Origin of the sequence: Aureimonas sp. AU40 (assembly GCF_001463785.1) — a bacterium.
In the GTDB taxonomy this organism is placed as follows: domain Bacteria; phylum Pseudomonadota; class Alphaproteobacteria; order Rhizobiales; family Rhizobiaceae; genus Aureimonas.
Window position 1 is genome coordinate 69,875 of record NZ_BBWL01000004.1, and the last position, 23,703, is coordinate 93,577.

Annotated in this window: 27 protein-coding genes and 2 tRNA genes; 13 read left to right on the top strand and 16 right to left on the bottom strand. The window is 66.4% G+C overall.

All coding sequences use genetic code 11. The annotated features are described in order from the left end of the window. Positions 1–93: 93 nt before the first annotated feature. The 3 genes from AUL32_RS01920 to AUL32_RS01930 form a co-directional block, all read right to left on the bottom strand. Complete coding sequence (locus AUL32_RS01920) at positions 94–966, bottom strand: SDR family oxidoreductase (protein ID WP_306302882.1); 873 nt, start codon at positions 964–966, stop codon at positions 94–96. Continuing rightward, a complete protein-coding gene (locus tag AUL32_RS01925; protein ID WP_062111279.1) occupies positions 929–2,491 on the bottom strand; it encodes an FAD-dependent monooxygenase in 1,563 nt (520 codons plus the stop codon). The genes AUL32_RS01920 and AUL32_RS01925 overlap by 38 nt, the downstream gene beginning before the upstream one ends. A 267-nt stretch (positions 2,492–2,758) precedes the next feature. Next, positions 2,759–3,097, bottom strand: coding sequence for an EthD domain-containing protein (locus tag AUL32_RS01930; RefSeq protein WP_062111281.1), 339 nt, complete (start codon positions 3,095–3,097; stop codon positions 2,759–2,761). A gap of 130 nt (positions 3,098–3,227) precedes the next feature. Here AUL32_RS01930 and AUL32_RS01935 point away from each other — a divergent pair, with 130 nt between their 5' ends. Further along, on the top strand, positions 3,228–4,226 hold the full coding sequence (locus tag AUL32_RS01935; RefSeq protein WP_062111283.1) for an AraC family transcriptional regulator: 999 nt from the start codon (positions 3,228–3,230) through the stop codon (positions 4,224–4,226). A gap of 212 nt (positions 4,227–4,438) precedes the next feature. Here AUL32_RS01935 and AUL32_RS24945 read toward each other — a convergent pair whose 3' ends face one another. Together AUL32_RS24945 and AUL32_RS01940 are read right to left on the bottom strand one after the other, a co-directional pair. Beyond that, positions 4,439–4,660, bottom strand: a complete 222-nt coding sequence (locus tag AUL32_RS24945; protein WP_156421290.1) for a hypothetical protein — start codon at positions 4,658–4,660, stop codon at positions 4,439–4,441. Between the two features lie 329 nt (positions 4,661–4,989). Next, on the bottom strand, positions 4,990–5,583 hold the full coding sequence (locus AUL32_RS01940; protein WP_062111285.1) for an NADPH-dependent FMN reductase: 594 nt from the start codon (positions 5,581–5,583) through the stop codon (positions 4,990–4,992). 128 nt (positions 5,584–5,711) lie between these two features. On the opposite strand from AUL32_RS01940, the gene AUL32_RS01945 reads away from it, so the two are divergent. Then, the gene (locus AUL32_RS01945) at positions 5,712–6,035 is read left to right on the top strand and encodes a winged helix-turn-helix transcriptional regulator (RefSeq protein ID WP_061974390.1); all 324 of its coding nucleotides are present in this window, start codon (positions 5,712–5,714) and stop codon (positions 6,033–6,035) included. A gap of 219 nt (positions 6,036–6,254) precedes the next feature. Here the strand turns inward: AUL32_RS01945 and AUL32_RS01950 are convergent, their stop codons facing one another. Further along, complete coding sequence (locus AUL32_RS01950; RefSeq protein WP_062111287.1) at positions 6,255–6,974, bottom strand: SDR family NAD(P)-dependent oxidoreductase; 720 nt, start codon at positions 6,972–6,974, stop codon at positions 6,255–6,257. Between the two features lie 115 nt (positions 6,975–7,089). On the opposite strand from AUL32_RS01950, the gene AUL32_RS01955 reads away from it, so the two are divergent. Next, positions 7,090–8,073, top strand: a complete 984-nt coding sequence (locus tag AUL32_RS01955; protein ID WP_082659080.1) for a LysR family transcriptional regulator — start codon at positions 7,090–7,092, stop codon at positions 8,071–8,073. A 56-nt stretch (positions 8,074–8,129) separates the two neighbouring features. Here AUL32_RS01955 and AUL32_RS01960 read toward each other — a convergent pair whose 3' ends face one another. Beyond that, positions 8,130–8,861, bottom strand: a complete 732-nt coding sequence (locus tag AUL32_RS01960; RefSeq protein ID WP_062111289.1) for an SDR family NAD(P)-dependent oxidoreductase — start codon at positions 8,859–8,861, stop codon at positions 8,130–8,132. An 81-nt stretch (positions 8,862–8,942) separates the two neighbouring features. Here AUL32_RS01960 and AUL32_RS01965 point away from each other — a divergent pair, with 81 nt between their 5' ends. Continuing rightward, positions 8,943–9,311 carry a winged helix-turn-helix transcriptional regulator gene (locus AUL32_RS01965; protein ID WP_062111292.1) on the top strand — a complete coding sequence of 123 codons (369 nt, stop codon included), beginning with the start codon at positions 8,943–8,945 and terminating at the stop codon, positions 9,309–9,311. A gap of 148 nt (positions 9,312–9,459) precedes the next feature. Here AUL32_RS01965 and AUL32_RS01970 read toward each other — a convergent pair whose 3' ends face one another. Then, on the bottom strand, positions 9,460–10,353 hold the full coding sequence (locus AUL32_RS01970) for a LysR family transcriptional regulator (protein WP_062111294.1): 894 nt from the start codon (positions 10,351–10,353) through the stop codon (positions 9,460–9,462). Between the two features lie 101 nt (positions 10,354–10,454). Between AUL32_RS01970 and AUL32_RS01975 the strand changes: the two genes are divergently transcribed. Continuing rightward, positions 10,455–11,321 (top strand): oxidoreductase, encoded by an 867-nt coding sequence (locus AUL32_RS01975; protein ID WP_062111296.1) that lies wholly within the window; start codon positions 10,455–10,457, stop codon positions 11,319–11,321. A gap of 27 nt (positions 11,322–11,348) precedes the next feature. Here AUL32_RS01975 and AUL32_RS01980 read toward each other — a convergent pair whose 3' ends face one another. Together AUL32_RS01980 and AUL32_RS01985 are read right to left on the bottom strand one after the other, a co-directional pair. Further along, the gene (locus AUL32_RS01980; protein ID WP_062111298.1) at positions 11,349–11,810 is read right to left on the bottom strand and encodes a GFA family protein; all 462 of its coding nucleotides are present in this window, start codon (positions 11,808–11,810) and stop codon (positions 11,349–11,351) included. Between the two features lie 61 nt (positions 11,811–11,871). Then, positions 11,872–12,240: a nuclear transport factor 2 family protein gene (locus AUL32_RS01985; RefSeq protein ID WP_062111327.1), complete on the bottom strand. Its 369-nt coding sequence runs from the start codon at positions 12,238–12,240 to the stop codon at positions 11,872–11,874. Between the two features lie 135 nt (positions 12,241–12,375). Between AUL32_RS01985 and AUL32_RS01990 the strand changes: the two genes are divergently transcribed. Next, positions 12,376–12,855: a MarR family winged helix-turn-helix transcriptional regulator gene (locus AUL32_RS01990; protein ID WP_062111300.1), complete on the top strand. Its 480-nt coding sequence runs from the start codon at positions 12,376–12,378 to the stop codon at positions 12,853–12,855. A 188-nt stretch (positions 12,856–13,043) separates the two neighbouring features. On the opposite strand, the gene AUL32_RS01995 is transcribed toward AUL32_RS01990, so the two are convergent. The 3 genes from AUL32_RS01995 to AUL32_RS02005 all read right to left on the bottom strand — a co-directional run bounded on the left by AUL32_RS01995 (position 13,044) and on the right by AUL32_RS02005 (position 14,860). Then, positions 13,044–13,120: transfer RNA gene (locus AUL32_RS01995), tRNA-Arg, on the bottom strand. Positions 13,121–13,171: 51 nt separating this feature from the next. Beyond that, a tRNA-Arg gene (locus AUL32_RS02000) sits at positions 13,172–13,248 on the bottom strand. A 169-nt stretch (positions 13,249–13,417) separates the two neighbouring features. Then, on the bottom strand, positions 13,418–14,860 hold the full coding sequence (locus AUL32_RS02005) for a sensor histidine kinase (protein WP_062111302.1): 1,443 nt from the start codon (positions 14,858–14,860) through the stop codon (positions 13,418–13,420). A 354-nt stretch (positions 14,861–15,214) separates the two neighbouring features. On the opposite strand from AUL32_RS02005, the gene rpmH reads away from it, so the two are divergent. The 5 genes from rpmH (at position 15,215) to yihA (ending at position 18,974) form a co-directional block, all read left to right on the top strand. Next, positions 15,215–15,349: a 50S ribosomal protein L34 gene (rpmH, locus tag AUL32_RS02010; RefSeq protein WP_019998352.1), complete on the top strand. Its 135-nt coding sequence runs from the start codon at positions 15,215–15,217 to the stop codon at positions 15,347–15,349. A 44-nt stretch (positions 15,350–15,393) separates the two neighbouring features. Next, positions 15,394–15,747 carry a ribonuclease P protein component gene (gene rnpA / locus AUL32_RS02015; RefSeq protein WP_156421291.1) on the top strand — a complete coding sequence of 118 codons (354 nt, stop codon included), beginning with the start codon at positions 15,394–15,396 and terminating at the stop codon, positions 15,745–15,747. Continuing rightward, complete coding sequence (yidC, locus tag AUL32_RS02020; RefSeq protein ID WP_062111306.1) at positions 15,747–17,549, top strand: membrane protein insertase YidC; 1,803 nt, start codon at positions 15,747–15,749, stop codon at positions 17,547–17,549. Before rnpA ends, yidC begins: the two co-directional genes overlap by 1 nt. A 109-nt stretch (positions 17,550–17,658) precedes the next feature. After that, positions 17,659–18,300 carry a CatB-related O-acetyltransferase gene (locus AUL32_RS02025; RefSeq protein WP_062111309.1) on the top strand — a complete coding sequence of 214 codons (642 nt, stop codon included), beginning with the start codon at positions 17,659–17,661 and terminating at the stop codon, positions 18,298–18,300. Then, on the top strand, positions 18,297–18,974 hold the full coding sequence (gene yihA / locus AUL32_RS02030) for a ribosome biogenesis GTP-binding protein YihA/YsxC (protein ID WP_062111311.1): 678 nt from the start codon (positions 18,297–18,299) through the stop codon (positions 18,972–18,974). The genes AUL32_RS02025 and yihA overlap by 4 nt, the downstream gene beginning before the upstream one ends. Positions 18,975–18,989: 15 nt before the next feature. Here the strand turns inward: yihA and AUL32_RS02035 are convergent, their stop codons facing one another. Continuing rightward, on the bottom strand, positions 18,990–19,451 hold the full coding sequence (locus AUL32_RS02035) for an NUDIX domain-containing protein (RefSeq protein WP_244497610.1): 462 nt from the start codon (positions 19,449–19,451) through the stop codon (positions 18,990–18,992). Between the two features lie 2 nt (positions 19,452–19,453). Further along, the gene (locus tag AUL32_RS02040) at positions 19,454–20,113 is read right to left on the bottom strand and encodes a TetR/AcrR family transcriptional regulator (protein WP_061974463.1); all 660 of its coding nucleotides are present in this window, start codon (positions 20,111–20,113) and stop codon (positions 19,454–19,456) included. A gap of 137 nt (positions 20,114–20,250) precedes the next feature. Here AUL32_RS02040 and AUL32_RS02045 point away from each other — a divergent pair, with 137 nt between their 5' ends. Then, on the top strand, positions 20,251–21,474 hold the full coding sequence (locus tag AUL32_RS02045; protein ID WP_062111316.1) for an HlyD family secretion protein: 1,224 nt from the start codon (positions 20,251–20,253) through the stop codon (positions 21,472–21,474). A 144-nt stretch (positions 21,475–21,618) separates the two neighbouring features. After that, entirely contained in the window at positions 21,619–23,217 is a 1,599-nt protein-coding gene (locus AUL32_RS02050; RefSeq protein WP_062111319.1) for a DHA2 family efflux MFS transporter permease subunit, read from the top strand. Positions 23,218–23,272: 55 nt separating this feature from the next. Here AUL32_RS02050 and AUL32_RS02055 read toward each other — a convergent pair whose 3' ends face one another. Then, positions 23,273–23,692, bottom strand: a complete 420-nt coding sequence (locus tag AUL32_RS02055; protein WP_062111329.1) for an arsenate-mycothiol transferase ArsC — start codon at positions 23,690–23,692, stop codon at positions 23,273–23,275. Positions 23,693–23,703 lie beyond the last annotated feature (11 nt).

Sequence of the window (23,703 nt, forward strand, 5' to 3'; positions counted from 1 at the left end):
CGAGCTCGCGTCACAGCGCAAACGAGAGTTTCGTCTGACATCATTCCAAATTGGAATGGGAATGTCGCTTTTGTCCAGTCTGCTGGAGGACGTTCAAGGGACGGTGAAGGCATTCGGGATGCCACCATTGAGGGGGAACGACGTTGCGGTCACGAACCCTGCATCGTCGCTGGCGAGATAGGCCGCCGTGGCCGCGAGTTCCTCCAGCGTGCCGAAACGCCCCATCGGCATGTGCGTGAAGCGACGCTTGGCCTGCTCGGGCCCCAGGCGCTCGAACGTCGCCCGCATCTCGCTCGTCTCTATGGGGCCGACGGCAAGCGCGTTCACCCGGATGTTGCGGCGCGCCAGATGGACGCCGAGGTCGCGCGAGAGCTGCTCCACGCCCGCCTTTGCGGCGTTGAACGCCATCTGGCCCGTCGAGGCTCCCATGCCGGCGAGGAACGAAGAGGTGTTGATTACCGATCCGGCGAATGCGCCCTTGCCCATGTGGGGGATCGCGTGTTTGCAGCTCAGCCACGTCACCGTGAGGATCGAGGCGACGACCCGGTTCCAGGTCGCGAGCGTCGTGTCGAGCGCGGAGTGATCCTCCGGGTCGAGCGGCCCGGCATTGTTGTAAAGGACATCGATGCGACCGTACCGTTCCGCCACCTGCCCATAGGCACCCTGGACGGCGGCCTCGTCGTCAAGGTCCGCGACCAGCGCGAACTCGCCGATCGCGTGGGAGCGACGGTCGATCCCGACGACGATGCCGCCTTCGTGCGCGAAGCGCCGGGCGACGGCTTCGCCCATGTCGCCCCCAGCCCCCGCGACGACGCAAACGCGCCCCGTAAGACGCCCCCGTTCCTGAGCCATGTCGAACCTCCACAAGCCGTTGGAGCTACAGGTGCGAATGTAGGCGTGGCGCCTTCGTCGTTCAGGGCCTCGGCCTCTACGCTGGAGACAGATCCGGCGAAAGCCTCGCCACATCGGCCGGCGTCCCGAACCAACGCGCCATGGCCTGTTCCAACTCCGCTCGATCGATCCTGTCGCCGCAGGCCCAGGCGACCACACCGTCCGGTCGGACCAGCGCGGCTTTGACAGGCAGATGCTCCGTCGCGCGGGCCTCGAGGAAGGCGATCCGTCCACCCCAGCAAGCCGCCGCCTCGCGCAGGTCCGGGCGCGCCTCGAACACGAGAAGGGCGCCTTGGCCACCGCGCAGGTGCTCGGTGAACCGCGTTCCGTCGGCGAGCGTGACGTCGGGCGCGCTGCGGCCCGCCAGCGGATGTTCGCAGCCGAGATCGTAGCGCAGACCGACACCCCAGACCTGCTCGGCGAAATAGGTTGCGCCGTCTCGCGTGGCGATCAGGTCGCGGACCACGGCTTGCAGCGCGCGGGAGCTCGGGCTCGGCCGCATCAGCGCGACCTGGGCACGCGACCAGTCGAGGACGCGGTCGGCCACGGGCTGGCGCTCGCTCTCGTAAGTATCGACAAGCTCCTCCGGCGCGTCTCCCCGGATCGTGGCGGCCAGTTTCCAGCCGAGGTTCATTGCGTCGCCGAGCCCGAGATTGAGCCCCTGTCCGCCAAGCGGCGAGTGGACATGTGCGGCATCGCCCGCGACGAGCACCCGGCCCCGGCGGTACTGACTTGCCCGAAAAGCCCGATCGGTCCAAGTGGTCGCGAGATGGAGCGCCGTGACCCGAACGTCCGCGCCCGAGACCTTGCGCAGAACGGCGTCCACGTGCTCGCGCCCGATCGGCGCAGTGCGATGAAACGCACCGCCATCGAAATCGACCATCGCGATCGTGCCGGGAGGATTGAAGACGACCATTCCCGTCGCGGTGTGTTGTCGGCCGGGCGTCAGCAAGCCGGGATCGGCCAGTTCCACCTCGACGGAGTAGCCCGTGAACTCGGGCTCGGTCCCTGTGAAGCCGATCCCGGTTGCCTTGCGGACCACGCTGCGACCGCCGTCGCAGCCGACGAGCCAGCGGCTCGCAACCGCCTCGCCTCCGGCCCGCACGACGACCGACCCGTCGGATTGCTCCAGTCCTTCCACCGCGCAGCCTCGACGGATCTCGACGCCCAGGGCCTCGGCCCGGGCTGTCAGAACGGTTTCCAAACCGGCCATGTCGACGGCAAGATTGCCGACCTCGCCCGGCAATCGATACCGCCAGCGGGACGTATCGATCTGGTCGTAGAAGAAGGGGATGCCGGCGAAGTGGCCGCCGGGCCGGCGCGGCTGCGCCAGCCAGTGCGCCGTGCCGGGTGTTTTGCTGTTCGCGGCCCGATCCTTGAGATCGTCGAGGAGGCCTCGCCGGTCGAGGCTTTCGATCGTCGGCACGGACAGTCCGCGCACGCCGAAAGGCGGTTCCTTCAGCGGCGAATGCGGATCGCGCGCCGCTTCGAGAACCAGCACCGAGCAGCCGCCGAGGCGCAGCTCGCAGGCGAGAAACAGGCCGACCGGCCCCGCGCCGGCGATGAGGACGTCATGGATTGCGGAAGGGGATGAAGGCATGGTCGAAGCTCCTCGAGTCGATGTTCGACCGGAGCGTTTCCCGAACCCGAGCCCGCACGGACGAACAGCGGGACGCAAGGCGCGTCCCTTCGTTCGTCGTGGGGATCCCCGGCGCGAGGCCAAAGACCAGAGCTTCCCTTACGGGAAGGACTTGGGCTTACCAAACCAAGTCTGCCTTTTCCGACATGAGACTTATAATCCCGCGCTTGAGGCGTCGCAACCGTTCAGTTCACGACGCGGCATGCTTGGACCTGCGCGGCGATGCCGTTACCCGATCACCGCTTCCTCCTCGGCGACGATGCGTCCATAGGACGATAGGTCCATGAAGTTCGCATGGTCGGGATCGACCTTTGAGAGGAAGTTGTCCGAGAAGTAGAGGGCGTTCATGTCCTCCATACTGTCGAACCACGCTTCCACGACCGAGTCGTAGTCCGGTCCCGAATAGTCCGGCGCCGGGATCGGGTAGGACACGACGAAGCGCTTGATGTAGCGCTGCGCTTCCGGGATCGCCATCAGGAGCGGCCTGTGGACCTCGCCCTGGTAGCGCACGAACTCGTCGTGGCTCATCCCTTCGCGGCGCTTCAGGGTGATGATCATCTTGATCATGGTTGTGCTCTCCTCTTCCAGACGACGGACACGTTTGGTGTCGGCGACGTCGATCGGTGGAGAAAAACTAGTCAGCCGTTGAGACACGATCTATCTGCGAGTGTGCCTGTTTCTTTCGTGATCGTCCGAGATGTCCGTAGATCCCCTGTCCGACGTCCTCGCGCTGTTGAAGCCGCACACCTACATCGCCGGGGGCTTCGACCTGGCCGGGCGCTGGTCGCTTGGGTTCGAGCCGCATACGGGCATCAAGTGCTATGCGCTGGTGTCGGGCAGCTGTTGGCTGGCGCTGGAGGGGCTTGCCGAGGCGGTGCGGCTGGAGGCGGGCGACTGCGCTCTTCTGCCCAACGGACGGCGTTTCCATCTCACCACCGACCTTGCGCTCCCGCCCGTTCCCTTCGAGACGATGGAGCGCCTCGAATGGCGAGGCGGCATGGCGACGCTGGACGGCGGGGGCGAGACACTGGTGCTCGGCGGGCATTTCGCCTTTGCGGGCGCTCATGCCGACGTTCTGCTGGGGGCGATGCCACCCATCGCGCATCTTCGCGGGGACGAGGAAAGCACGAACCTTCGCTGGGCGCTGGAGCGCATGCGGCGGGAATTGGTGGAGCCCCAGCCGGGCGGCGTCTTGGTGGCTCAGCATCTCGCCCACCTCATGCTGGTGCAGGCCCTGCGGCTCTACCTCAAAGGCGGGGCGGGACGGCATGTCGGCTGGATCTTCGCTTTGGCCGATCCGCAGCTTTCGGCCGCGATCGGCGCCATTCACGCGGAGCCAGGCTTCCGCTGGACCCTGTCCGCCCTTGCGGGCAAGGCCGCCATGTCGCGGTCCAGCTTCGCCAGGGCCTTCAGCACGACCGTTGGCGTGTCGCCGATCGAGTACCTGACGCGGTGGCGCATGCTGCTGGCGGGGGCGCGCCTGACCGAGGGACACGAGTCGGTGCCGACCATCGCACAATCGTTGGGCTACGGTTCCGACGCGGCCTTCAGCACGGCCTTCAAACGCACGATGGGATGTGCGCCAAGGGCCTACGCCCGCTTCAGGCGCCCCACCAGTTCACCCCACCCCTGGGCAACAACCGCCGTCGCTCGAGCGGCCGGGCACAGCGACGGGCGAGAACGACCGCATCCATAAAGAGAATCCGATCCTCCCGCATCGAACGGCTTTGTCGGCTCAGTTCACCCATGATGCGATGTCCAAGACGATGCGGATTCGCGTTGGGCGCTCCCTTATGGTGGGAACCACGCGCCGATCGGGCACGTCACTGGGAATTCAACTTCGCATTCCTCTGGAGTCGGGCGATGGCAGCACAACCACCATCACACCGTTCGACGGACGTCGGATGATCAGGACATCGAACATTTGGGAACAAGATCCAAGCGATCGAGGAGGAGGTCGGCGTTGCTTCGGCTGAAGGGAAGGGGCGGGCGGATCTTGATGCCCTGCCCACGATTGCCGCACAGGCCGACGATCACCGATTTCCGGCGTAGCCCATTGACCAATGCCGTTGTTCGAGTCTTTCCGCCGTGGACTTCGTCGCGAATGCTCGTCGATGCAGCCAGCATCACCTAAGCTTTGCTCCTCGTCCCCGCGAAAACCCCCCGACCACCCCCCACCAGAGATCTTGTTGGGTGCTCTAATGCCGAGATCAAACATCGGCGAAACGCCAATCGATCCACTGTCGGATTTCAGCCGGATAGGCTGGAAGCGGCCTTGGCATGAACGCCTTCGGAGGCTGCACATAAGGGGGCAAGCACGGCGCTCGTTTCGTCTTTGGGCGGGGTTGGTGCGACAGTGTCAGCGAACCGCTTGTCACCGGGCGCGCCAGCCAACCCCGCCTATGCCCTAAACCCTCTCTGCCGCAACCGCCGGTCGCTTCCCCGGCCGAGGCCGGCGATCAGGCTTCGGCAGCTTTTGCCGCCATGGTGGCCTTCGCCCACCAGAGCAACTCGTCCAACGCCGTCTTGGCCGAGGCCTGGATATGCGACTCGATCGCTTCCATCGGCTGGTTGCCGCCCATCGGATGGATGGTCATGAAGTCGCCGCCGCCGATATGGACGGCCGCGTGGGTCGAGACCATCTGCAACTCGATACCGATGCCACGCAGGTGCTCCACGGCACGTGCCGCCCCGACGCCCCCGTAGCCGATCGCCGTGAAGGGCTTGCGGACCCACTCCTTGTAAGCCTGATCCAGCGCGTTCTTCAGGACGCCCGTGATCGAGTGGTTGTACTCCGCCACCACGAAGACATAGCCGTCGAAGCGGGCGATGGTCTCCTGCCAGCGGACGGCTTCCGGGTTCTGGCTGGGCATCCACATGTTGGAGGCCGCCTCGTCGAAGAAGGGCAGGGCGTGATCGCGAAGATCGACGAGCTCCACGTCCATGTCCCCGCGAGCTTGCGCCTGCGCGAGCATCCACTGCGCCGGCTTGTCGGCAAATCGGGTCGGACGGGTCGAGCCGATGACGATGGCAATGCGAGGCTTTGACTGCATGGTATCATCCCGTATTCTGGTTTCGATTCGTAACCAGAATACGGGAGCCGCGCGTGGGTGAACAAGAAGGCACGTGTAGGGTACGTGGTCACCCGCACGAAACCGCTGCCTGCGAGCACATCAGCCGGATGCTCGAGCGGATCAGCGACAAGTGGACGCTTCTGGTGGTGAGGGCGCTTGGAAACGGGCCGTTGCGTTTCAACGCTCTGAAGCGGGAGGTGGGCGGCGTCAGCCAGAAGATGCTGGCATCGACCCTTCGAGGCCTCGAGGAGAACGGCTTCGTTCTGCGCACCGTGACACAGGACATGCCGCCCATGGTCGAATACGCGCTGACGGATCTCGGTCGGGACTTCGGCAACCCCGTCCAGACCTTTGCCGATTGGGTCATCCGCAACTCCGAGCGGATCGAGGCCTCGCGCGCCGCCTATGCCGAGCGCCGCTCCGTGAGGTAGCCGAAGCCCTGGTCGCCGATCGACGGGAGGGCCACCAAGCCGGGCCTATGCCCGCAGCCGGGAGTTCCCTGAAAGGAGGGCGGTGCAAGAGTGCCGCGGCATCTCGCGGCATGGCGTCCGCCATATCGTTACCGTCAGCGCATGCTCTTCGATGCCGATCCGGTTCGTGGTCCGCTCCTTTCAGCTGAAGCAGGCCGTCGCCCTGATGGGTTTTTCGCCCTACCAGGGAACGGTCTCGCCGTTGCGGTCGAGATAGCGCAGGCCCGGCCGACCCTTCTGGGCAAGAAGGACGTCCACGACCTTCGGGATGCTCTCCTCGATCGAAAGGGGCGCATCCCCGCCGCCGAGTTCGGTGCGCACCCAGCCCGGCGCCATGAGCACCATGGGGCGCGGGTCGTTGGCATGCCGGGCGGCGAAGGAGCGCATGTACTGGTTCAGCGCGGCCTTCGAACCGCGATAGACCTCGTGGCCGCCACGCGTGTTGTTGGCGACGCTGCCCTGACCCGACGACATCACGCCGATCGTGCCGTCCGCGCCGACGAGGCCGCAAAGCCCCTCCACCGCTCGCATGACGCCGAGCGCATTGGTGACCATGACGCGAACGAACTCCTCGGTCGAAACCTCGGCGATCGTTTCTTCCTGGTGGAGATTGGCGGTGCCCGCGTTCACGAACAGGATGTCGAAGCGCCGCTCGCCCAGGCGAGAGCGCAAGTCCGCGATCTGGCTGGGTTCGGTGATGTCGAGCGTTTCGACCGCGACGCGGTCGGGCCGCGCCTTAGCCAGATCCGCCAAGGGGCCTGGGAGGGACGGGGTGCGAACCGTGGCGGTGACCGACCACCCGCGCTCGGCGAGTTCCGCCGCCATGGCATGGCCGAGACCGCGCGAGGCGCCGACGAGGAGGATGCTGCCGATCGGATCGTGGGAAGAGAGGATGGACATGGATGGGTCTCCTTCGTGCTTCCACCCGAAGATTAGCGTCGCGCCGGTCTTGCGCCAGACGCCATGAAGGAAAGGTATCGTTGCACGAAACGCCATGTCATGAAGGGGGTCGCCCATGGCCCAACTGGAGATCGACCTGAACCTTCTCACCGCGCTGGACGCCCTCCTGAGGGAGGAAAGTGTAACGGGGGCGGCCGCGCGCCTCGGTCTCAGCGTCTCCGCCACCAGCCGCCTGCTCGCGCGGCTGCGCGTCGCCACCGGCGATCCGCTGCTGGTGCGCGCGGGACGGCGCCTCGTCCCGACGCCGCATGCGCTGGCTCTCCGCGCCGAGGTGCCCGAGCTCGCGCGCGACCTCCGACGGGTCCTTTCGCCCGAGCCCGCTCGGTTCGACACGGCCGATCTTCAGCGCACTTTCGTCATCCGCGCCAATGACGGGTTCGTGGATCTCTTCGCAGCGGCTCTCATCGAAGCCGCCGAACTCGCCCCGGGCGTCTGCCTGCGCTTCGCTCCGAAGCCCGACAAGGATGTCGGCGTCCTTCGCGACGGGCGGATCGACCTCGAGATCGGCGTCCTCGGTGCATCCGCCCCGGAGATGCGCTTCCAGCATCTCTTCCGCGACCGCTTCGTCGGCGTGGTTCGCGCCGGCCATCCGCTGCTTGAAGGCACCATGGACCCGCAGCGCTTCGCGGCGTGTCGCCATGTCGTGACCTCGCGAAAGGCGGCTCCTGTCGGCCCCATCGACGATGAACTGGCTAAACTGCATCTCCGGCGCAAGATCGCGGCTGTGGTTTCCTCGCACCGGGATGCGCTTGCCATCGCGGCCGGGTCGGACCTCGTCGCCTCGGTGCCGAGCCTATGCTTGTCCGACATTGGGAGCCCGCATGCCGGCTCCCGCAAGGACGTCGTGTCCTTCCCGCTTCCCGTGCCGACGCCGGGCATTGCGGTCTCGCTTCAATGGCACCCGCGAATGGACGCCGATCCGGCGCATCGATGGTTGCGCACTCTCGTCAAGACGACTTGCACCGTGGCTCCGACCATCCAATGCGATCCCGGCTCCTCCGCCGTTGGGAAGGAGCATGATCGGAGCGCGTCACGGTGAAACCACCCCGGCCGTCCAGGGATCAGCGAAAGCCGGGAGTTCCGCAGGGTTGAGGGCTAAACCTGCCGCATGCCTCCGTCCACGCAAAGTTCGGCACCGGCGATGAAGCTGGCTTCGTCGCTGAGCAGGAAGAGCGTGGCGGACGCCACTTCGTCGGGGCGCGCCAAGCGGCCGAGCGGGATCGGGGCGATCAAGGCGGTGCGCATCTCGTCCGACAGAACCGACATCATGTCCGTATCCGTCGGTCCTGGCGCCACGACGTTGACGCGAATTCCCAGCGGAGCGAATTCGACGGTCCAGGTCCGAGCGTAGGAACGCACCGCCGCCTTGGTCGCGGAATAGGTCCCATAGGGCGAGATGCCGGCGGCATCCGCGATCGATCCCATCAGAACCACCGAGCCGCCTTTCCCCATGGCCTTCAAGGCGGTCTGCATGCCGAACACCATCCCGCGAACGTTCACCGCGAAGTGCCGGTCGAAGTGCTCGGGCGTTTCGTCCGCCAGAAGGGCGGCTTCCGAAAGGCCCGCGTTGAGAACCAGTGCGTCGATCCGGCCGTGAGCGTCCCGAACATTGGCCACCACGCGCACGAGGTCGTCCGGCGCGCTTGCATCCGCCACGAGACCGCGCGTCGCGCCGCCGATCCGGGCGGCCGCGGCCTCGACCTCCTCCTTGCGGCGCCCCGTCAGAAACACGGTCGCGCCCTCCGACGCCAGCCGTTCCGAAATCGCATAGCCGATCCCCTTCGCGCCGCCGATCACCAGGGCGATCTTGTTGTCCATGCGTGCCATCGTGCTTGTCCTTGTTGAACGACGGCATCTAGATATACGACGTGTATCTGGTCGCAAGAACGCACTTTGAAGAGCCTAGATATGACCGACGATACCGAGCTGGAGATCCTGTCCCGGCAAGCGCGCTCCGACATGGCGCGCATACGCCCGGTTCTCGACCGCATCGCGGACAAGTGGACGATCATGATCCTGACGGTCCTGTGCCCCAAGCCGGCCCGGTTCAACGAGATCAAGCGACGGCTCGACGGGATCACGCACAAGGCGCTCGCCGATGCCTTGAAGCGCTTGGAGCGCAACGGGCTCGTCACGCGCACCGTCCTGCCGACCGCGCCGATCGGCGTGGAATATGCGATCACGCCGCTCGGCCACTCGCTGCGCCAGCCCTTCGAAGCGCTGTGCGCCTGGGCGCTCGCCAATGGCGAGGCGTTCGAGACCTCAGAGACCGTTTGACAGGCGGTTGGTTCGGTCCGTCGAGTCGTCGAACAGTCTCCAAGCGTTCGCTGCTGCCCGCACCTGTATTTCAGCCGCGGCGCCGCCCCGATCGCGCTTAGGCTTGGCCGATCGACGGGAACCGAGAAGCCGGTGCGGAGGCATCGCCCTACGGGCGCTGGCGCAGCGCTTCGATGAAGGCGGCGAGCACGGGCCTCATCTGCCGCCGCGACGGATAGTAGAGGTGGAAGCCCGGAAAGGGCGGCGTCCAGTCGGACAGGAGGTGAACGAGACGACCGTCCTCGAGACGGGGGGCGACCTCGTGCTCCAGGAGATAGCCGACGCCCAGACCATCGAGCGCGGCCGCCAGCATGAGCTCCGGCTCGTTGAAGGTCAGCGGGCCGGCGACACGCACGTCCAGCGCCTCGCCATCCCGCTCGAACTCCCAGGCGTAGATCGTTCCGGCGCCCACCATGCGGTAGTTGATGCAGCGATGCCCGATCAGGTCGCGCGGGTGCCGGATCGGCTCGCGCCCGGCGAGATAGGCGGGCGCCGCGACCACCGCCATGCGCAGGTCCGGCCCGATGCGCAGGGCGATCATGTCCTGTTCCAGCTTCTCGCCGAGCCGGATGCCGGCGTCCAGGCGATCGGCGACGATGTCGCGATAGCGATAGTCGATCAGGACTTCAACGACCGCATTGGGATGGCGGGCGGTAAAGGCGGGCAGGATCGGCCGGATCGCCGCCTGGTAGGCCTGCCGCGTCGCCGTGATGCGCAGCGTTCCCGAAACGCGGTCCTGGCCGCTCTCCAGCACCTCGAGCACGCCCTCGATCGAGGCCAGCGCCGGCTCCAGTTCCGCCAGGAGCGTCAAGCCGTCCTCGGTCGCGGAGACGCTGCGGCTGGTGCGCTGGAGCAGCCGGTATCCCAGACGTGCCTCCAGGCGACGGATCGTATGGCTGAGATTGGAGGTCGATGTGCCCAGCGCGGCGGCGGCGCGGGTGAAGCTGCCGACACGGGCCACCACCGCGAACGCGGCCAAATCGTCGAGGCTGGCCTTCGGCATCGTGCGATCTCGTTCAACGACCCCTTCGATGGGAACGGTCTAATCGAACGCTGCGGGATACGCCATCTCCCAGGCTTCGAAAGATCCCAGGGAGACCTATCATGCTGAACAAGGATGCCGTCTGGTTCATCACCGGCGCTTCACGCGGCCTCGGCCGCGCACTGGCCGAAGAAGCGCTCGCTGCGGGATACAGCGTGGCGGTCGCGGCGCGCCGTCCGGCCGATTTGGACGATCTCGTCGCATCGGCGGGCGATCGGGCGCTGGCCCTCCCGCTCGACGTGACCGACAGGGCCGAGGGCAGGGCCGCCGTCGCGAAGGCCATCGACCGGTTCGGCCGCATCGACGTTCTCGTTAACAATGCCGGCTACGGCTATCTCGGCGCGATCGAAGAGGGAGAAGACGAGGAGGTGCGGGCGCTGTTCGACACCAATCTCTTCGCGCCCATCGACCTCATCAAGGCCGTGCTGCCCGACATGAGGGCGCGCCGCAGCGGCCACGTGGTCAATGTCAGCTCGATCGGAGGAATGGTGACCTATCCCGGCGTCGGATACTACAACGCGGCGAAGTTCGCCGTGGAGGCCGTGTCCGGCGCGCTGGCGCAGGAGCTTGCGCCGCTGGGGATCGGCGTCACGGTGGTCGCGCCGGGCGCCTTCCGCACCGGCTTCCGGGGCCCCGACTCGCTCCGCCAGTCCGCCACGGTGATCGCCGACTATGCCGAGACGGCGGGCAGGGCCCGCGCGGGAACGCAGGCCGGCCACGGCAAGCAGAACGGCGATCCGGTTCGCGGCGCTCGCGCGATCATCCAGGCCCTCGAAGCCGATCGTCCGCCCGTCCATCTTCTGATCGGCGGCGACGCGCTGGACCAACTCCGCACCAAGCTCGGCGCCCTGCGTGAGGAGACCGACGCCTGGGAAGCGCTGACGCGCAGCACGGATTTCCCCGCTGAGGTCACCGACACGGCCCGCTGACGCCGGCGAGGCGGACGGGCCATGCCGTCAGGGCACCGCGTGCTCCCACTCGGCATAGGCGCCGATAAGACGGGGAAACTCGTCCGGATCGGGAAAACGCTCGAAGCGGTGGGGCGCGACGGGGCCGACGAAGGGAAGCTTCTCGGAGGTGAAGCTTTCCACGAAGGGCGCGAAGAGAGCGGCGTCGGCGAACAGGCTCGATCGCACCACGACGATGTCGCCCAGGCCGGGCGGACGAGTGAGGACCCAGCTCGCGCAGCGCCCGCACCCCTCGTGGCCCGCCTTAGGATCGGCGCCGATCGACCGGGTCTCGCCCGCTTCCACGGCGATCGCGACCGAGGGATAGATCGCACCCAGCGAATAGGGGCCGCCGGTCATCCGGCGGCAGCCCTCGCAATGGCAGGCCCCGGTGGCAAGCGGGCGGCCACGGGCGCGAAGGCGAACGAAGCCGCAGCGGCAAGCGGCGAGGTGGTCGGTGTCCTTCGTCATGGCCTCGCTTCTCACCGGAGATTTCGTTCCAGATGTGGCATGGGCGTTTCCCGTGCCAGGATCACTCGACGTCGCGTATGTCGAAGCGACTGACCTTGTCGCCGGTGAAATGGAAGAGATGGCCGACCGTCTTGTCCTTCAGCCCCTTGGCCTCGACCGGATGGCCCTCCAGGTCACGAATGGTCTGACGGACCTCGACGAGCACGGACCCGTCTTCGGCCTGCTGGAAGCGCAAGGGCTCGACATGCGGATCGATGAGCGACCATTGACGCGTCCAGTACGCCCGAAGGCCGTCATGCCCCTCGACGTAACCGCCGTCCATGCCGTTCGCCCAGGCGACATCGTCGGCGAGCATGCCCACGACACCGTCGATGTCCCGGGCGTTGAAGCGTTCATACAGGCGCTGAAGGGTTTCCACGCTTTGGGACATGTCGGTTGCCTGTGCTGGGGTGCCGAAGACAAGAAACGCCGCGACGACGATGGTGGATAACGAGGCGTAAACCGACCTTGTCATCGCGTTATGCTCTGTTCATATATAGGAACCTATACTTTAAGATAGGCTCCTATGCAAGATAGAAATCGAACATCCGACGTCCTCGCAACCCCCGGACATCTCGTCAGCTTGGCGGCACGAGCGTTTGCTCGTCTCAGCGAGGCGCGTTTGAAGCCGCTCGGCTTCGGTGTCGGCACTCTGCCGGTTCTGGTCGCGCTAGATGAGGGGCACGCCGAGACCCAGCGCGATTTGGCCCGCTTCGCCCGGATCGAGCAGCCGTCCATGGCGCAGATGCTGGCGCGGATGGAGCGGGACGGGCTGATCCGGCGGACGCCCGACCCCAACGACGCTCGCTCCAGCCGCATCGCCCTGACCGACATCGCCCGCTCCCGTCTGCCGGAGGCCTGCGCGACCCTTTTCCAGGGCAACCGCGAGGCGCTCGACGGCTTCTCCGCTGCGGAGGCCGGCCAGCTTGTCGCTCTTCTCGGGCGCCTGATCGAGAATCTCGACCGGTTGGCGACGGACGACCGAGTGCCCCGACAGACGCCTTGAGAAGCGGCGCCTGTCTGTTCGACGGAGACCGAACGAAGATAGGCGGACCCGGAGCTTCGAAGGCGCCGATGTCGGGCAGGCGCTTCGACGAGCGCATTGCCCTGCGATCAGCGTGAAAAGCGAGGTGTGATGAATGGCTGATCGAAGAAGGTGCCGGAGGAACCGGAGTGCCCGATGGCATTCGAGAATGGCGCGCCCGAAAGGATTCGAACCTCTGACCCCCAGATTCGTAGTCTGGTGCTCTATCCAGCTGAGCTACGGGCGCCAATGAAACGGTGAGGCGTTGGCCCCGGCCGATCACGTCGTCTATGTTGTATGGCGCGCCCGAAAGGATTCGAACCTCTGACCCCCAGATTCGTAGTCTGGTGCTCTATCCAGCTGAGCTACGGGCGCCGATGAACCGGTGAGGCACTTGGCCTCGGCCGTTCGTGAGCGCTTGGTACCCCCGAGCTGGGGCGAATGCAAGCGGCTTATGGAAAGAAAATGACAGAGCCTTCGAGAGCCTGTGGGAAGGCCGATTTCGTGCCGGGGCGGCGGCGCGGGGGGAGGGAAGGCGGCCGGGTCAGGCCGACGCTCGCGGCAGGTCGATCTCGAATCGGGCGCCCGCCGCCACCTCCTCGGACAGGCTGATCTGCCCGCCATGGGCCTGGACGATCTCGGCCGCGATGGCGAGGCCAAGCCCCGTGCCGCCGGCGCGTGTCGAGCCGCGAAACGCCTGGAACAGGTTTTCGCGCGCCCGTGGGCTGACGCCGGCACCGGTGTCCTCCACCGAGATTCGGTCGCCGGCGGGCAGGGCCGAGCCCGAAACGGTGACCCGGCGCACCAGCGCCTCCACCTCGTCGCTTTCGATGGACTGGATCGCGTTGCGCACGAGATTGGAGAGGACGCGGAAGAACTGCTCGGGATCGATGTCGAGCTCCATGTCCTCCGGCACGGCGTTGACGAAGTCGATCGGCCGCTCGGGCGGAATCGACTGGCTCTCGAACACCTCGCCGACCAGCAGCCGCAGATGGACGCGCCGGCGCGTCGGCTGGCTTTCCGTCGCCCGGCCATAGGCGAGCACCGACTGCGTATAGTCGAGCGCGCGGTCGAGCGAGCGGATGAGGGCGGGGGCGAAGCGCTGCACCTGCGCGTCCGGCAGGGTGGAGAGCCGGTCGGAAATGAGCTGCGCCGAGGCGAGGATGTTGCGCAGGTCGTGATTGATCTTGGACACGGCGAGGCCGAGGTCGGCCAAGTGCCGCTGCTCGCGCAGCGTGCGCGCCAGCGTCGCCTGCATGGCGGCGAGTTCGTTCTCGGCGATGCCGATCTCATCCTCGCGCCGGCGCGGCACGATCACCCGGTCCGGGTCCTCCGGCTTGCGGCCGAAGCGCTGCATGGCCGCCACCATGCGGCGGATGGGCCTAAGCAGCGAGAAGGAGAGCATGCCGAAGACCAGCGCGCCGACGAAGCTCGCGATCGACAGCGATAGAAAAAGGATGTTGCGGGAATAGACCAGCATGGCGCGATGCAGCGGCTGCTCGTTGATGACGATCTCGCCCGACATCGACCCGTCGCCGATCGGCCCGATCAGTCGAATCAGCCGCTCGCCCCCGGACAGAAGCGCCTCGAAGCTCATGCCGATTGAGGACAGGAGGTGCTCGTCGGTGAGATCCACCGTGCGACTGACGGGTCCGAGATCGGACGCGCGCGCCAGAAGCCGGGTTTCGCCGGGGCGGCGGATCGCCACCAGCCGGGCATCCAGCGCTTCGAGTAGGTCGCCCTCCTGCTCGGGCGTAAGGAGAATGCCTTCCTCGCCGAACTGCGCCACCAGCGAGGCGACGGACACGGTCTCGAGCTTGGCTTCCAGCCATTCCTGCCGGAAATGGGCGATCGAGGGCACGAAGATCAGGACTTCGGCGCCCATGACGGCCAGCGCGGTGACGGCGAACAGGCGCACCGAAAGCCGGTGGCGCCAGCGCGGGCGCGTGAGCGGCGCTTGGTCCGCTTCATCGGCGCGATCTGTCATGATCCGTTTCGATCCGCTTTTTAAGTCCTCGCGCGACCTCGCGCCGCGGTTTCTTTGCTTCGTGTAGAATGCGCCGAAGGGATTGTCACGAAACCGTGCGGAATCGGTCATCCCCGCTTATTTTCTGCCATGCCCTCACCAAATCCTTGAAGGGCCTCAGGCGAGGGTCCGATGCGAAAGCGGGGCCGGCGCGCGGTCGGCGCATTGACTTTGTGCCCCATCTGCCGCAAAAGGCCGGCCGAAGACCGAATGCTGAGCCGCGGAGGGATGCCTTCGCCGGCAGTTTCGCGCGTTCGATACAGATCTTGAACCATTGATTTTGCCAGAGGCCCGCACGGCGCGGGATTAAAGACGATGAAGCGCACGTACCAACCCTCCAAGCTCGTCCGCAAGCGCCGCCACGGCTTCCGCGCCCGTATGGCGACGGTCGGCGGCCGCAAGGTCATCCAGGCTCGTCGCGCTCGCGGCCGCAAGCGCCTTTCGGCCTGATCGGCCGCTCAGGCCTCGCGAGGGACCGTCCCATCGCCAGCCGCTTGAAGACGCGCGCCGAATTTCTAGCGGTGCGCAAGGGCCGTCGATTGAACGGCCCTTTTTTTCTGATCGAAGCTCTGGACCGGGGCGACGGCGAGGAGCCGCGCTACGGTCTGACGGTGACGCGCAAGGTCGGCAATGCGGTCGAGCGCAACCGCATCCGTCGCCGCCTGCGCGAGGCGATCCGCACCTGTTGCGGGGCTGACATGGCGACGGGCTTCGATTATGTGATCGTCGCCCGCCGCGATCTTCTTTCGCTGCCCTTCGAAACGCTGACCGGCGAGCTGTCGCGTCGCGTCGCCAAGGCCAGGTCAGCGGAACGGAAGGCGCCAACGCCCCCTTCGGGAAGTGAATAATGGAAAACAGCCGCAATTTCCTGATCGCCATGGCGCTTTCGATCGCCGTTTTGATCGGGTGGCAGTTCTTCGTGATCCATCCGCGCTCGGAGGCGCAGCGTCAGCTCGAGCAGTCGCAGCAGGCGACCCTCCAGACGCCGACGACGCCGGCTGGAACCGCGCAGGACCCCGCCGTCTCACCGGCGGGGCGCGAAAGCGTGGTGCCGACCTCGCAGACGCCGGAAGTGACGGGCCAGACGCGCGACGCCGCGCTCGCCACCAACCCCCGCATTCCGATCGACACACCGGCCGTCTACGGCTCGATCAACCTGCAGGGCGCCCGGCTCGACGATCTGCGCCTCAAGGGCTACCACGAGACGGTGGACGACAATTCGCCCACGATCGTGCTGCTCTCGCCCGAGACGATCGGCAAGGACGGCTATTTCGCCGAGTTCGGCTATAGCGGCCAGAATCTGGGAACGCTCCCCGGGCCGCAGACGCTCTGGCAGGCGGACGCCGGCCAGACGCTGACGCCCTCCACCCCCGTGACGCTGACCGCCACCAACGGCCAAGGCCTGACCTTCACGCGCACCATCTCGGTGGACGACAAGTTCATGTTCACCGTGGAGGACCAGGTGTCCAACACGGGCGGCGCGGCCGCGTCCGTCGCGCCCTATGGCCGCGTCGTGCGCTTCTCCAAGCCCGAGGTCGCCTCCGCCTACGTCCTGTTCGAAGGCCTTCTCGGCGTCTTCGGAGACCAGGGCCTGCAGGAGGTCAAGTACCACAATATCGAGGAAGACAAGCTGGTCTCCCCGACGCCCTCGGCCGCCGGCTGGATCGGCATGACCGACAAGTACTGGGCGACGGCTCTCGTGCCCGCGCAGGGGCAGGGCACCTTCCAGCCCAACTTCCGCTATTCCGCCGAAGGCCGCCCCTTCTACCAGTCCGACTATCTCGCCCAGGGGCTGACGGTCGAGCCGGGCGCCACGGTCACCACCTCGTCGCGCGTCTTTGCCGGCGCCAAGGTCGTGGACGTTATCAACGGCTACGAGGACACGCTCGGCATCCACAATTTCGGCCTGCTGATCGACTGGGGCTGGTTCAAGTTCATCACCCGGCCGATGTTCTGGGCGATCGACCATCTCTATACGCTGACCGGCAATTTCGGCGTCGCCATCCTGCTCATCACGGTCATCCTCAAGCTCTTCTTCTTCCCGCTGGCGTCGAAGAGCTACAAGTCGATGGCCAAGATGAAGACCGTGCAGCCCAAGCTGACCGAGCTTCGCGAGAAATATGCCGACGACCGCGCCAAGCAGCAGCAGGAGATGATGCGCATCTACAAGGAGGAGAAGATCAATCCGGCGGCAGGCTGCTGGCCGGTCCTGGTCCAGATCCCCGTGTTCTTCGCGCTCTACAAGGTGCTCTACATCACGATCGAGATGCGGCACGCGCCTTTCTTCGGCTGGATCCACGATCTCGCCGCGCCCGATCCGACGAGCCTGTTCAACCTGTTCGGCCTGATCCCGATTACCCTGCCGCATCTTCTCATGGTCGGCGTCTGGCCGCTCCTGATGGGCATCACGATGTTCATCCAGATGCGTCTGAACCCGACGCCGCCGGACCCGGCGCAGCAGATGGTGTTCACCTGGATGCCGGTGATCTTCACCTTCATGATGGCCTCCTTCCCGGCCGGCCTCGTGATCTACTGGACCTGGAACAACACGCTCTCGATCACCCAGCAGACGATCATCATGAAGCGCCACGGCGCCAAGATCGAATTGTGGGACAATCTGAGAGGCATGTTCCGCAAGAGCAAGGCCTGACGCCAAGGCCGCGCTTAGCGACGATCCCAAAGCCGCCGGCCTTCGGGCCGGCGGCTTTTTCGCTGGCGCCATTGGACCGGCGGCGGTTCAGCGTGTTAGGCGAGGAGCCATGCCCCTCGGTCCCGACCCCTTAGCAATCCATCCCGTGCCCGCGCACCAGCGGATCGTGTTTCTCAAGAACCTGATCGACGATCCCAAGATCGAGATCGGCGACTACACCTATTACGACGATCCCGAGAACGCGCTTCTCTTCGCCTCGCGAAACGTCCTCCACCACTACGACTTCCTGGGGGACAAGCTGCGGATCGGCCGCTTCTGCGCCATCGCGACCGGCGCCCGCTTCGTCATGAACGGCGCCAACCATGCGATGACGGGCTTCTCCACCTTCCCCTTCAACATCTTTGGGGAGGGCTGGGAGGAGGGCTTCGACATGGGGTCGATCACGGCGGGCCTGCGCGGCGACACCGTGATCGGCAACGATGTCTGGATCGGCGCGGAGGCGGTGATCCTGCCGGGCGTCACGATCGGCGACGGCGCGGTGATCGGCGCCTTCAGTGTCGTGGGCCGGGATGTCTCGCCTTATGCCGTGGTGGCGGGCAATCCGGCCGTGGAGCGCCGTCGGCGCTTTTCGCCCGAGATCGTCGATCGCCTGCTCGCCGTCGCTTGGTGGAACTGGCCGGTCGAGCGCATCACAAAGAACCTCGCCGCCATTCGCGGCGCCGATATCGACGCCCTGGAGCGAGCCGAATGAGCAAGACCCCCGCGACCGAACCGAACGGCGCCGCCGACGAGCAGCGCCTGTTCTTCGCCCGTCCCTGGGTCTTCATCCGGGGCGTGCCGGCGATGAAGTTCCTACCGCCGGAAGGCCCTCCCGAGGTCGCCTTCGCCGGCCGCTCCAACGTCGGCAAGTCCTCGCTCATCAACGGGATCGTCGGCCAGAACGGCTTGGCGCGCACCTCCAATACGCCGGGGCGCACCCAGGAGCTGAACTATTTCGTGCCGGACGGCTACAGCGGCGAAGGGCTCGACCTGCCCCCCGTCGCCATCGTCGACATGCCGGGCTACGGCTACGCCCAGGCGCCGAAGGAGCAGGTCGACGCCTGGACCAAGCTGGTCTTCGACTATCTCCGGGGCCGGGCGACCCTGAAGCGCGTCTTCGTGCTGATCGATTCGCGCCACGGGCTGAAGAAGAACGATCTCGACGTCATGGCGCTTCTGGACAAGGCGGCGGTCTCCTACCAGATCGTCCTCACCAAGGCCGACAAGATCTCGGCGCTCGCCTTGCCCAAGCTCGAGGCCGCGACGCGCGAGGCCATCCGCAAGCGCCCCGCCGCCTATCCCACGATCATCTCGACCTCGTCCGAGAAGGGCTTCGGGATCGAGGACGTACAGGCCGAGATCGCCAATTTCGCGCTGGGGCGCTAAACCCCGGCGCTAACATCAGTCGCGTGCGGCGGGTGTTCCCGCGAGGAGATGCGGCAGCAGCGCGTCGGGAAACAGAACCGGCTCGCCGCGCGCGAGAGCTGGAATGTCGAACCAGCGCGCGCGGCAGAGCGAGCCGTCGCCTTCCAGATAGGTCGCCTCGCCGTCCAGCGGAATGTGCCGGTCGAGAAGGCGGATGGGGGCGGCGAACAGGAACTCGTGCCGGATCTCGTCCCCCTTCCGGTAGAGGCTCTCGAACACGGTCCAGCCGCCGGTGATCTCGATCTCGGTGTCGAGCTCCTCGCGAAACTCGCGCCGCAGCGCCTCCTCTCGCGTTTCGCCGTATTCGATCGAGCCGCCGAGCGGGCGCACGCCTCGCAGCCGGCCCTCGTCGTCCGTCACCTCGAACGCGAGCAGTCGTCCCTCCTGAAAGGCGAGGCCGATGACCTTGGTCTTGATGCGCTTGCGCCGTCCCGCCACGCTCAGGCCTCCACGCCATAGCCCGTCATGAAGAGCCAGACCGCCGACTCCACGGTGACGCGGATTTCCTCCTCCGTCGGCTCGGGCACCTGATCGTCGAAGAAGCGGCGGCGAAGATGCCCCGCCGTCGACAGTTCGATGAACTGGGAGGCGGCGAGTTCGCGGTCCGCGATGCGCAATGTTCCGGCTTCGCAGGCCTTGTCGAGATAGGCGGTGAGAAGCGCCAGCCCGCGCTTGGGGCCGTGCGTGTAGAAGTCCCGCCCGAGCTGCGGCATCCGCCCGGCGACGGCGATCACCGTGCGCTTGGCATGCATGGCCTCGGCCGACATGACCAGCTTCGCCAGTCGCTTGCCGAAGCGCGTCAGCGTGTCGGCGGGCTGCAGGGGATCGACCAGCAGCGCCTCCACCTCGGAAAAGTAGCGGTCGCGCTCCTCGTCGATCAGCGCGGCGAAAAGCTCCTCCTTGGAGCGGAAATAGACATAGAGGGTCGATTTCGAGACGCCCGATTCGCGCGTTACGTCGTTCATGGAGGCGGCGTCGAAGCCCATGCGAACGAAGGCCCGGCGCGCCCCTTCCAGAATCTGGCGGCGCTTGGCCGGGTCTTCCCCCGCCGGGCAGCGGCCATCGGCTTGGGAAGGGGAGTTGTGCGCGGCAAGGCTCATGCGAGCTGTCCTTCGTCGGTTCTTAAGCGTCGCGGATTAATTTGGGCCAGAGGCCGACCCGCCGACTTGAAATGCCCATGGATCACGGTTATGTCAACGTCGAACCGAACGGTTCGGTTCGATTGGGGTTTTTCCGAATGAGCAAGTCCGCACCTGACGCGTCCGACGCGACTGAACGCGCCCCGACCGACCGGCCGGCCCGCACCGACGCTCCCAAGCTCGAGATCGTCTCCCGCAAGACCGAAAGCGCGCCCGCCAGCGCAGCGGAAGCCAAGCCGGCCGCCGCCGTGCCCAAGAAGAAGGGCGGCCTGAAGAAGCTGATCTTCGGCGCGGTGCTTCTGGCCGCGATCGGCGGCGGCGCCTGGTACGGCCATCAGTGGTGGATCGACGGGCGCTTCCTGGTCTCGACGGACGACGCCTATGTCGGCGCGGACATGGCGATCATGTCGCCCAAGGTCACCGGCTACATCCAGTCCGTTCCGGTCAAGGAGAACCAGACCGTGAAGGCGGGCGATCCGATCGTTGTGATCGACGGCGGCGACTATGCGCTGGCACTGCGTCAGGCGGACGCCAAGATCGCGGCCGAGAACGCCACGATCGGGCGCATCCGTGCCCAGCAGGCGGCCTCGGTCCAGCAGGTCGCGGAAGCCGACGCCAGCCGCGTCGCGGCGGTCGCGGCCGTCAACCAGGCCGCGCTCGATCTCGGCCGGGCCGAGAATCTGGTGCGCACTGGCACCGGGGCGCAGGCGCCGCTCGACCAGGCGCGCTCCGCCAAGGCCCAGGCCGACGCCAAGCTCGCCGGCGCGGAAGCTTCGCTCTCCGCCGCCAAGGCCAATGTCGCCGTCTTCGACGCGCAGGTCACCGAGGCGGAAGCGATGCTGCCGAGCCTTGCGGTCGCGCGTGATCAGGCGGAGCGGGACCTCTCCTTCACGACGCTCCGTGCGCCCTATGACGGCGTCGTCGGCAATCTCTCGGCCCAGCCGGGCGATCTTGTGTCGCCGGGCCGGCGCCTTGCCGCTGTGGTGCCGCTCGATCAGGTCTATGTCGACGCGAACTTCAAGGAAACCCAGCTGCACCAGATCGCGCTCGGCGAGAAGGTGCGCATCGAGGTCGACGCCATGCCCGGCGTCGAGGTCGAGGGCACGGTGGCCTCGCTGTCGCCAGCCTCCGGCTCGGTCTTCTCCTTGCTGCCGGCCGACAACGCGACCGGCAACTTCACAAAGATCGTCCAGCGCGTGCCGGTCCGCATCGCGATCGACCGGACGGACGCCGAAGCCAGCCTTCTGCGCCCCGGCCTGTCTGTGAAAGTGGCGGTGGACACGCGCACCGCGCCGGGCGCCAAGACCGCCAGCGCCGACTGACCCCTAAGGGTTCGACCTCGCCCCGCGAATGCCCAGGCCTTCGCGGGGCTCCGCCCGTTCCCGCGCGCCGCCCGTTAGGGCCGGCGCCTCGTTCGCTGTCTGTTTCCGTGGCCGGGTGAGACGCCCGGCGGGAGCCCAAGCCCCATGTCCTCCGTGACGGCCGATTCCAAGCTGCCAGCCCAACCTGCCGGCCCGACCGTCGGCGGCGGCGAGACCATTCCCCTGCGCCGGATGCTGGCCTTCATGGCCATGGTCTTCGGCATGTTCATGGCGATCCTCGACATTCAGATCGTTTCGGCCTCGCTGGCCGAAATCCAGGCCGGTCTTTCGGCCTCGACCGACGAGATCGCCTGGGTGCAGACGGCCTATCTCATCGCGGAAGTGGTGATGATCCCGCTCTCGGGCTTCCTCGCCCGGATGATGTCTACCCGCATCCTTTTCTCGCTCGCGGCCGCGGGCTTCACGCTGTCTTCCGCGCTTTGCGCGACCGCCACCAATATCGACCAGATGATCCTCTACCGCGCCGTGCAGGGCTTCATCGGCGGCGGCATGATCCCCAGCGTCTTCGCGGCCGCCTTCACCATCTTCCCACCCTCCAAGCGCGCCATCGTTTCGCCCATGATCGGCCTCGTGGCGACGCTCGCGCCCACGATCGGCCCGACGGTCGGCGGCTATCTCAGCCACACGCTGTCCTGGCACTGGCTGTTTCTGATCAACGTGCCCTTCGGCATCATCGTGACGCTGGCGGTCTGGAATCTCGTGGATTTCGACAAGCCGGAATGGTCGCTCTTCTCGAAGTTCGACTGGTTCGGCCTTCTCGGCATGGCAGCCTTTCTCGGTTCGCTCGAATATGTCCTGGAGGAGGGGCCGCTGGACGACTGGTTCGACAGCCGGACCATCGTGGTCATGACCGTGATCCTGGTGCTCGGCGCCGTGCTCTTCCTCTACCGCGCCTTTACCGCGCGCGAGCCGATCGTCGACCTCACGGCCTTCGCCAACCGCAACTTCGCCTTCGGCTCGCTCTTCTCCTTCATCATGGGCGTCGGGCTCTACGGCCTCACCTATCTCTACCCCGTCTATCTCGGCCGCATCCGGGGCTATGATTCGCTGATGATCGGCGAGACCATGTTCGTCTCAGGCCTCGCCATGTTCTTCACGGCGCCGATCTCGGGCAAGCTCTCCTCCTCGCTCGATCCGCGCGTCATGATGGCGATGGGCTTCTCGGCCTTCGCGCTCGGCACTTGGATGATGAGCGGCCTGACGCACGATTGGGACTTCTACGAGCTTCTGCTTCCGCAGCTGCTGCGCGGCTTCGGGCTGATGATGGCCATGGTGCCGATCAACAACATCGCGCTCGGCACGCTGCCGCCGCAGAAGATGAAGGGCGCCTCCGGCCTCTACAATCTGACGCGCAATCTCGGTGGCGCCGTGGGCCTTGCCATCATCAACACGATGATCAACGACCGCACGGTCCTCCATTACGACCGGCTGGCCGAGCGGGTGCGCTGGGGCTCGCAGATCGCCGAGGACCGGCTGACCGACATGGCCTCCAGCTTTAACGCAGCCGGGCTCGACGGCGCCAACGTGGCGTTGAAGCAGATGAGCGGCCTCATTCACCGCGAGGCGAGTGTCATGGCCTTTTCCGACGTGTTCATCGCGCTGACGGCGCTCTTCGTCTCGCTGTGCTTCCTCACCGTCATGATCCGCCGCCCCGGCGGCAATGTGAAGGTGGACGCGCACTGATGGTCAGAGCCAAGGAGGCCATGGACGCCTCCTCGCTCTCCGGTGCCCTTCGCGCTCAGACCCGTTGGCAAAGGTCCTTCAAGCGCACCGAGATGCGGCGATAGACGTCGCGGTAAGCCTCCAAGATCTGGTCCCGGCTGCCGTTCACGGCGGACGGGTCGGGCATCGGCCAGAACTCCACCGCCGTGGCGTCTGCCTCCGTCGCGCTCATGGCGGCGTGATGGGCTTCGGGCGAGAGCGTCACCACGAGGTCGAAGAACCCGTCGCCGAGGTCCTCCCATTTCTGGGGCTTCCGGTCGCCGAGCGACAGGCCCTGCTCGGCCAAAATCACGTCCACGAACGGATCACGCTCGCCGTCCTTGACGCCCACCGAGGCGATGTAGACGGATTGCGGCAGGAGCGAGCGCGCGATGGCTTCGGCGATCGGAGAGCGGATCGAGTTCGCTCCGCAGACGAACAGGATGGAATGGGGCAGGGGGGAAGGGG

Bases quoted from the DNA above. Each gene is read 5' to 3' on its own strand.
- AUL32_RS01920 (WP_306302882.1), bottom strand. From the start codon at position 966: ATGTGGCGAGGCTTTCGCCGGATCTGTCTCCAGCGTAGAGGCCGAGGC.
- AUL32_RS01925 (WP_062111279.1), bottom strand. From the start codon at position 2,491: ATGCCTTCATCCCCTTCCGCAATCCATGACGTCCTCATCGCCGGCGCG.
- AUL32_RS01930 (WP_062111281.1), bottom strand. From the start codon at position 3,097: ATGATCAAGATGATCATCACCCTGAAGCGCCGCGAAGGGATGAGCCAC.
- AUL32_RS01935 (WP_062111283.1), top strand. From the start codon at position 3,228: ATGTCCGTAGATCCCCTGTCCGACGTCCTCGCGCTGTTGAAGCCGCAC.
- AUL32_RS01940 (WP_062111285.1), bottom strand. From the start codon at position 5,583: ATGCAGTCAAAGCCTCGCATTGCCATCGTCATCGGCTCGACCCGTCCG.
- AUL32_RS01945 (WP_061974390.1), top strand. From the start codon at position 5,712: ATGCTCGAGCGGATCAGCGACAAGTGGACGCTTCTGGTGGTGAGGGCG.
- AUL32_RS01950 (WP_062111287.1), bottom strand. From the start codon at position 6,974: ATGTCCATCCTCTCTTCCCACGATCCGATCGGCAGCATCCTCCTCGTC.
- AUL32_RS01955 (WP_082659080.1), top strand. From the start codon at position 7,090: ATGGCCCAACTGGAGATCGACCTGAACCTTCTCACCGCGCTGGACGCC.
- AUL32_RS01960 (WP_062111289.1), bottom strand. From the start codon at position 8,861: ATGGCACGCATGGACAACAAGATCGCCCTGGTGATCGGCGGCGCGAAG.
- AUL32_RS01965 (WP_062111292.1), top strand. From the start codon at position 8,943: ATGACCGACGATACCGAGCTGGAGATCCTGTCCCGGCAAGCGCGCTCC.
- AUL32_RS01970 (WP_062111294.1), bottom strand. From the start codon at position 10,353: ATGCCGAAGGCCAGCCTCGACGATTTGGCCGCGTTCGCGGTGGTGGCC.
- AUL32_RS01975 (WP_062111296.1), top strand. From the start codon at position 10,455: ATGCTGAACAAGGATGCCGTCTGGTTCATCACCGGCGCTTCACGCGGC.
- AUL32_RS01980 (WP_062111298.1), bottom strand. From the start codon at position 11,810: ATGACGAAGGACACCGACCACCTCGCCGCTTGCCGCTGCGGCTTCGTT.
- AUL32_RS01985 (WP_062111327.1), bottom strand. From the start codon at position 12,240: ATGTCCCAAAGCGTGGAAACCCTTCAGCGCCTGTATGAACGCTTCAAC.
- AUL32_RS01990 (WP_062111300.1), top strand. From the start codon at position 12,376: ATGCAAGATAGAAATCGAACATCCGACGTCCTCGCAACCCCCGGACAT.
- AUL32_RS02005 (WP_062111302.1), bottom strand. From the start codon at position 14,860: ATGACAGATCGCGCCGATGAAGCGGACCAAGCGCCGCTCACGCGCCCG.
- rpmH (WP_019998352.1), top strand. From the start codon at position 15,215: ATGAAGCGCACGTACCAACCCTCCAAGCTCGTCCGCAAGCGCCGCCAC.
- yidC (WP_062111306.1), top strand. From the start codon at position 15,747: ATGGAAAACAGCCGCAATTTCCTGATCGCCATGGCGCTTTCGATCGCC.
- AUL32_RS02025 (WP_062111309.1), top strand. From the start codon at position 17,659: ATGCCCCTCGGTCCCGACCCCTTAGCAATCCATCCCGTGCCCGCGCAC.
- yihA (WP_062111311.1), top strand. From the start codon at position 18,297: ATGAGCAAGACCCCCGCGACCGAACCGAACGGCGCCGCCGACGAGCAG.
- AUL32_RS02040 (WP_061974463.1), bottom strand. From the start codon at position 20,113: ATGAGCCTTGCCGCGCACAACTCCCCTTCCCAAGCCGATGGCCGCTGC.
- AUL32_RS02045 (WP_062111316.1), top strand. From the start codon at position 20,251: ATGAGCAAGTCCGCACCTGACGCGTCCGACGCGACTGAACGCGCCCCG.
- AUL32_RS02050 (WP_062111319.1), top strand. From the start codon at position 21,619: ATGTCCTCCGTGACGGCCGATTCCAAGCTGCCAGCCCAACCTGCCGGC.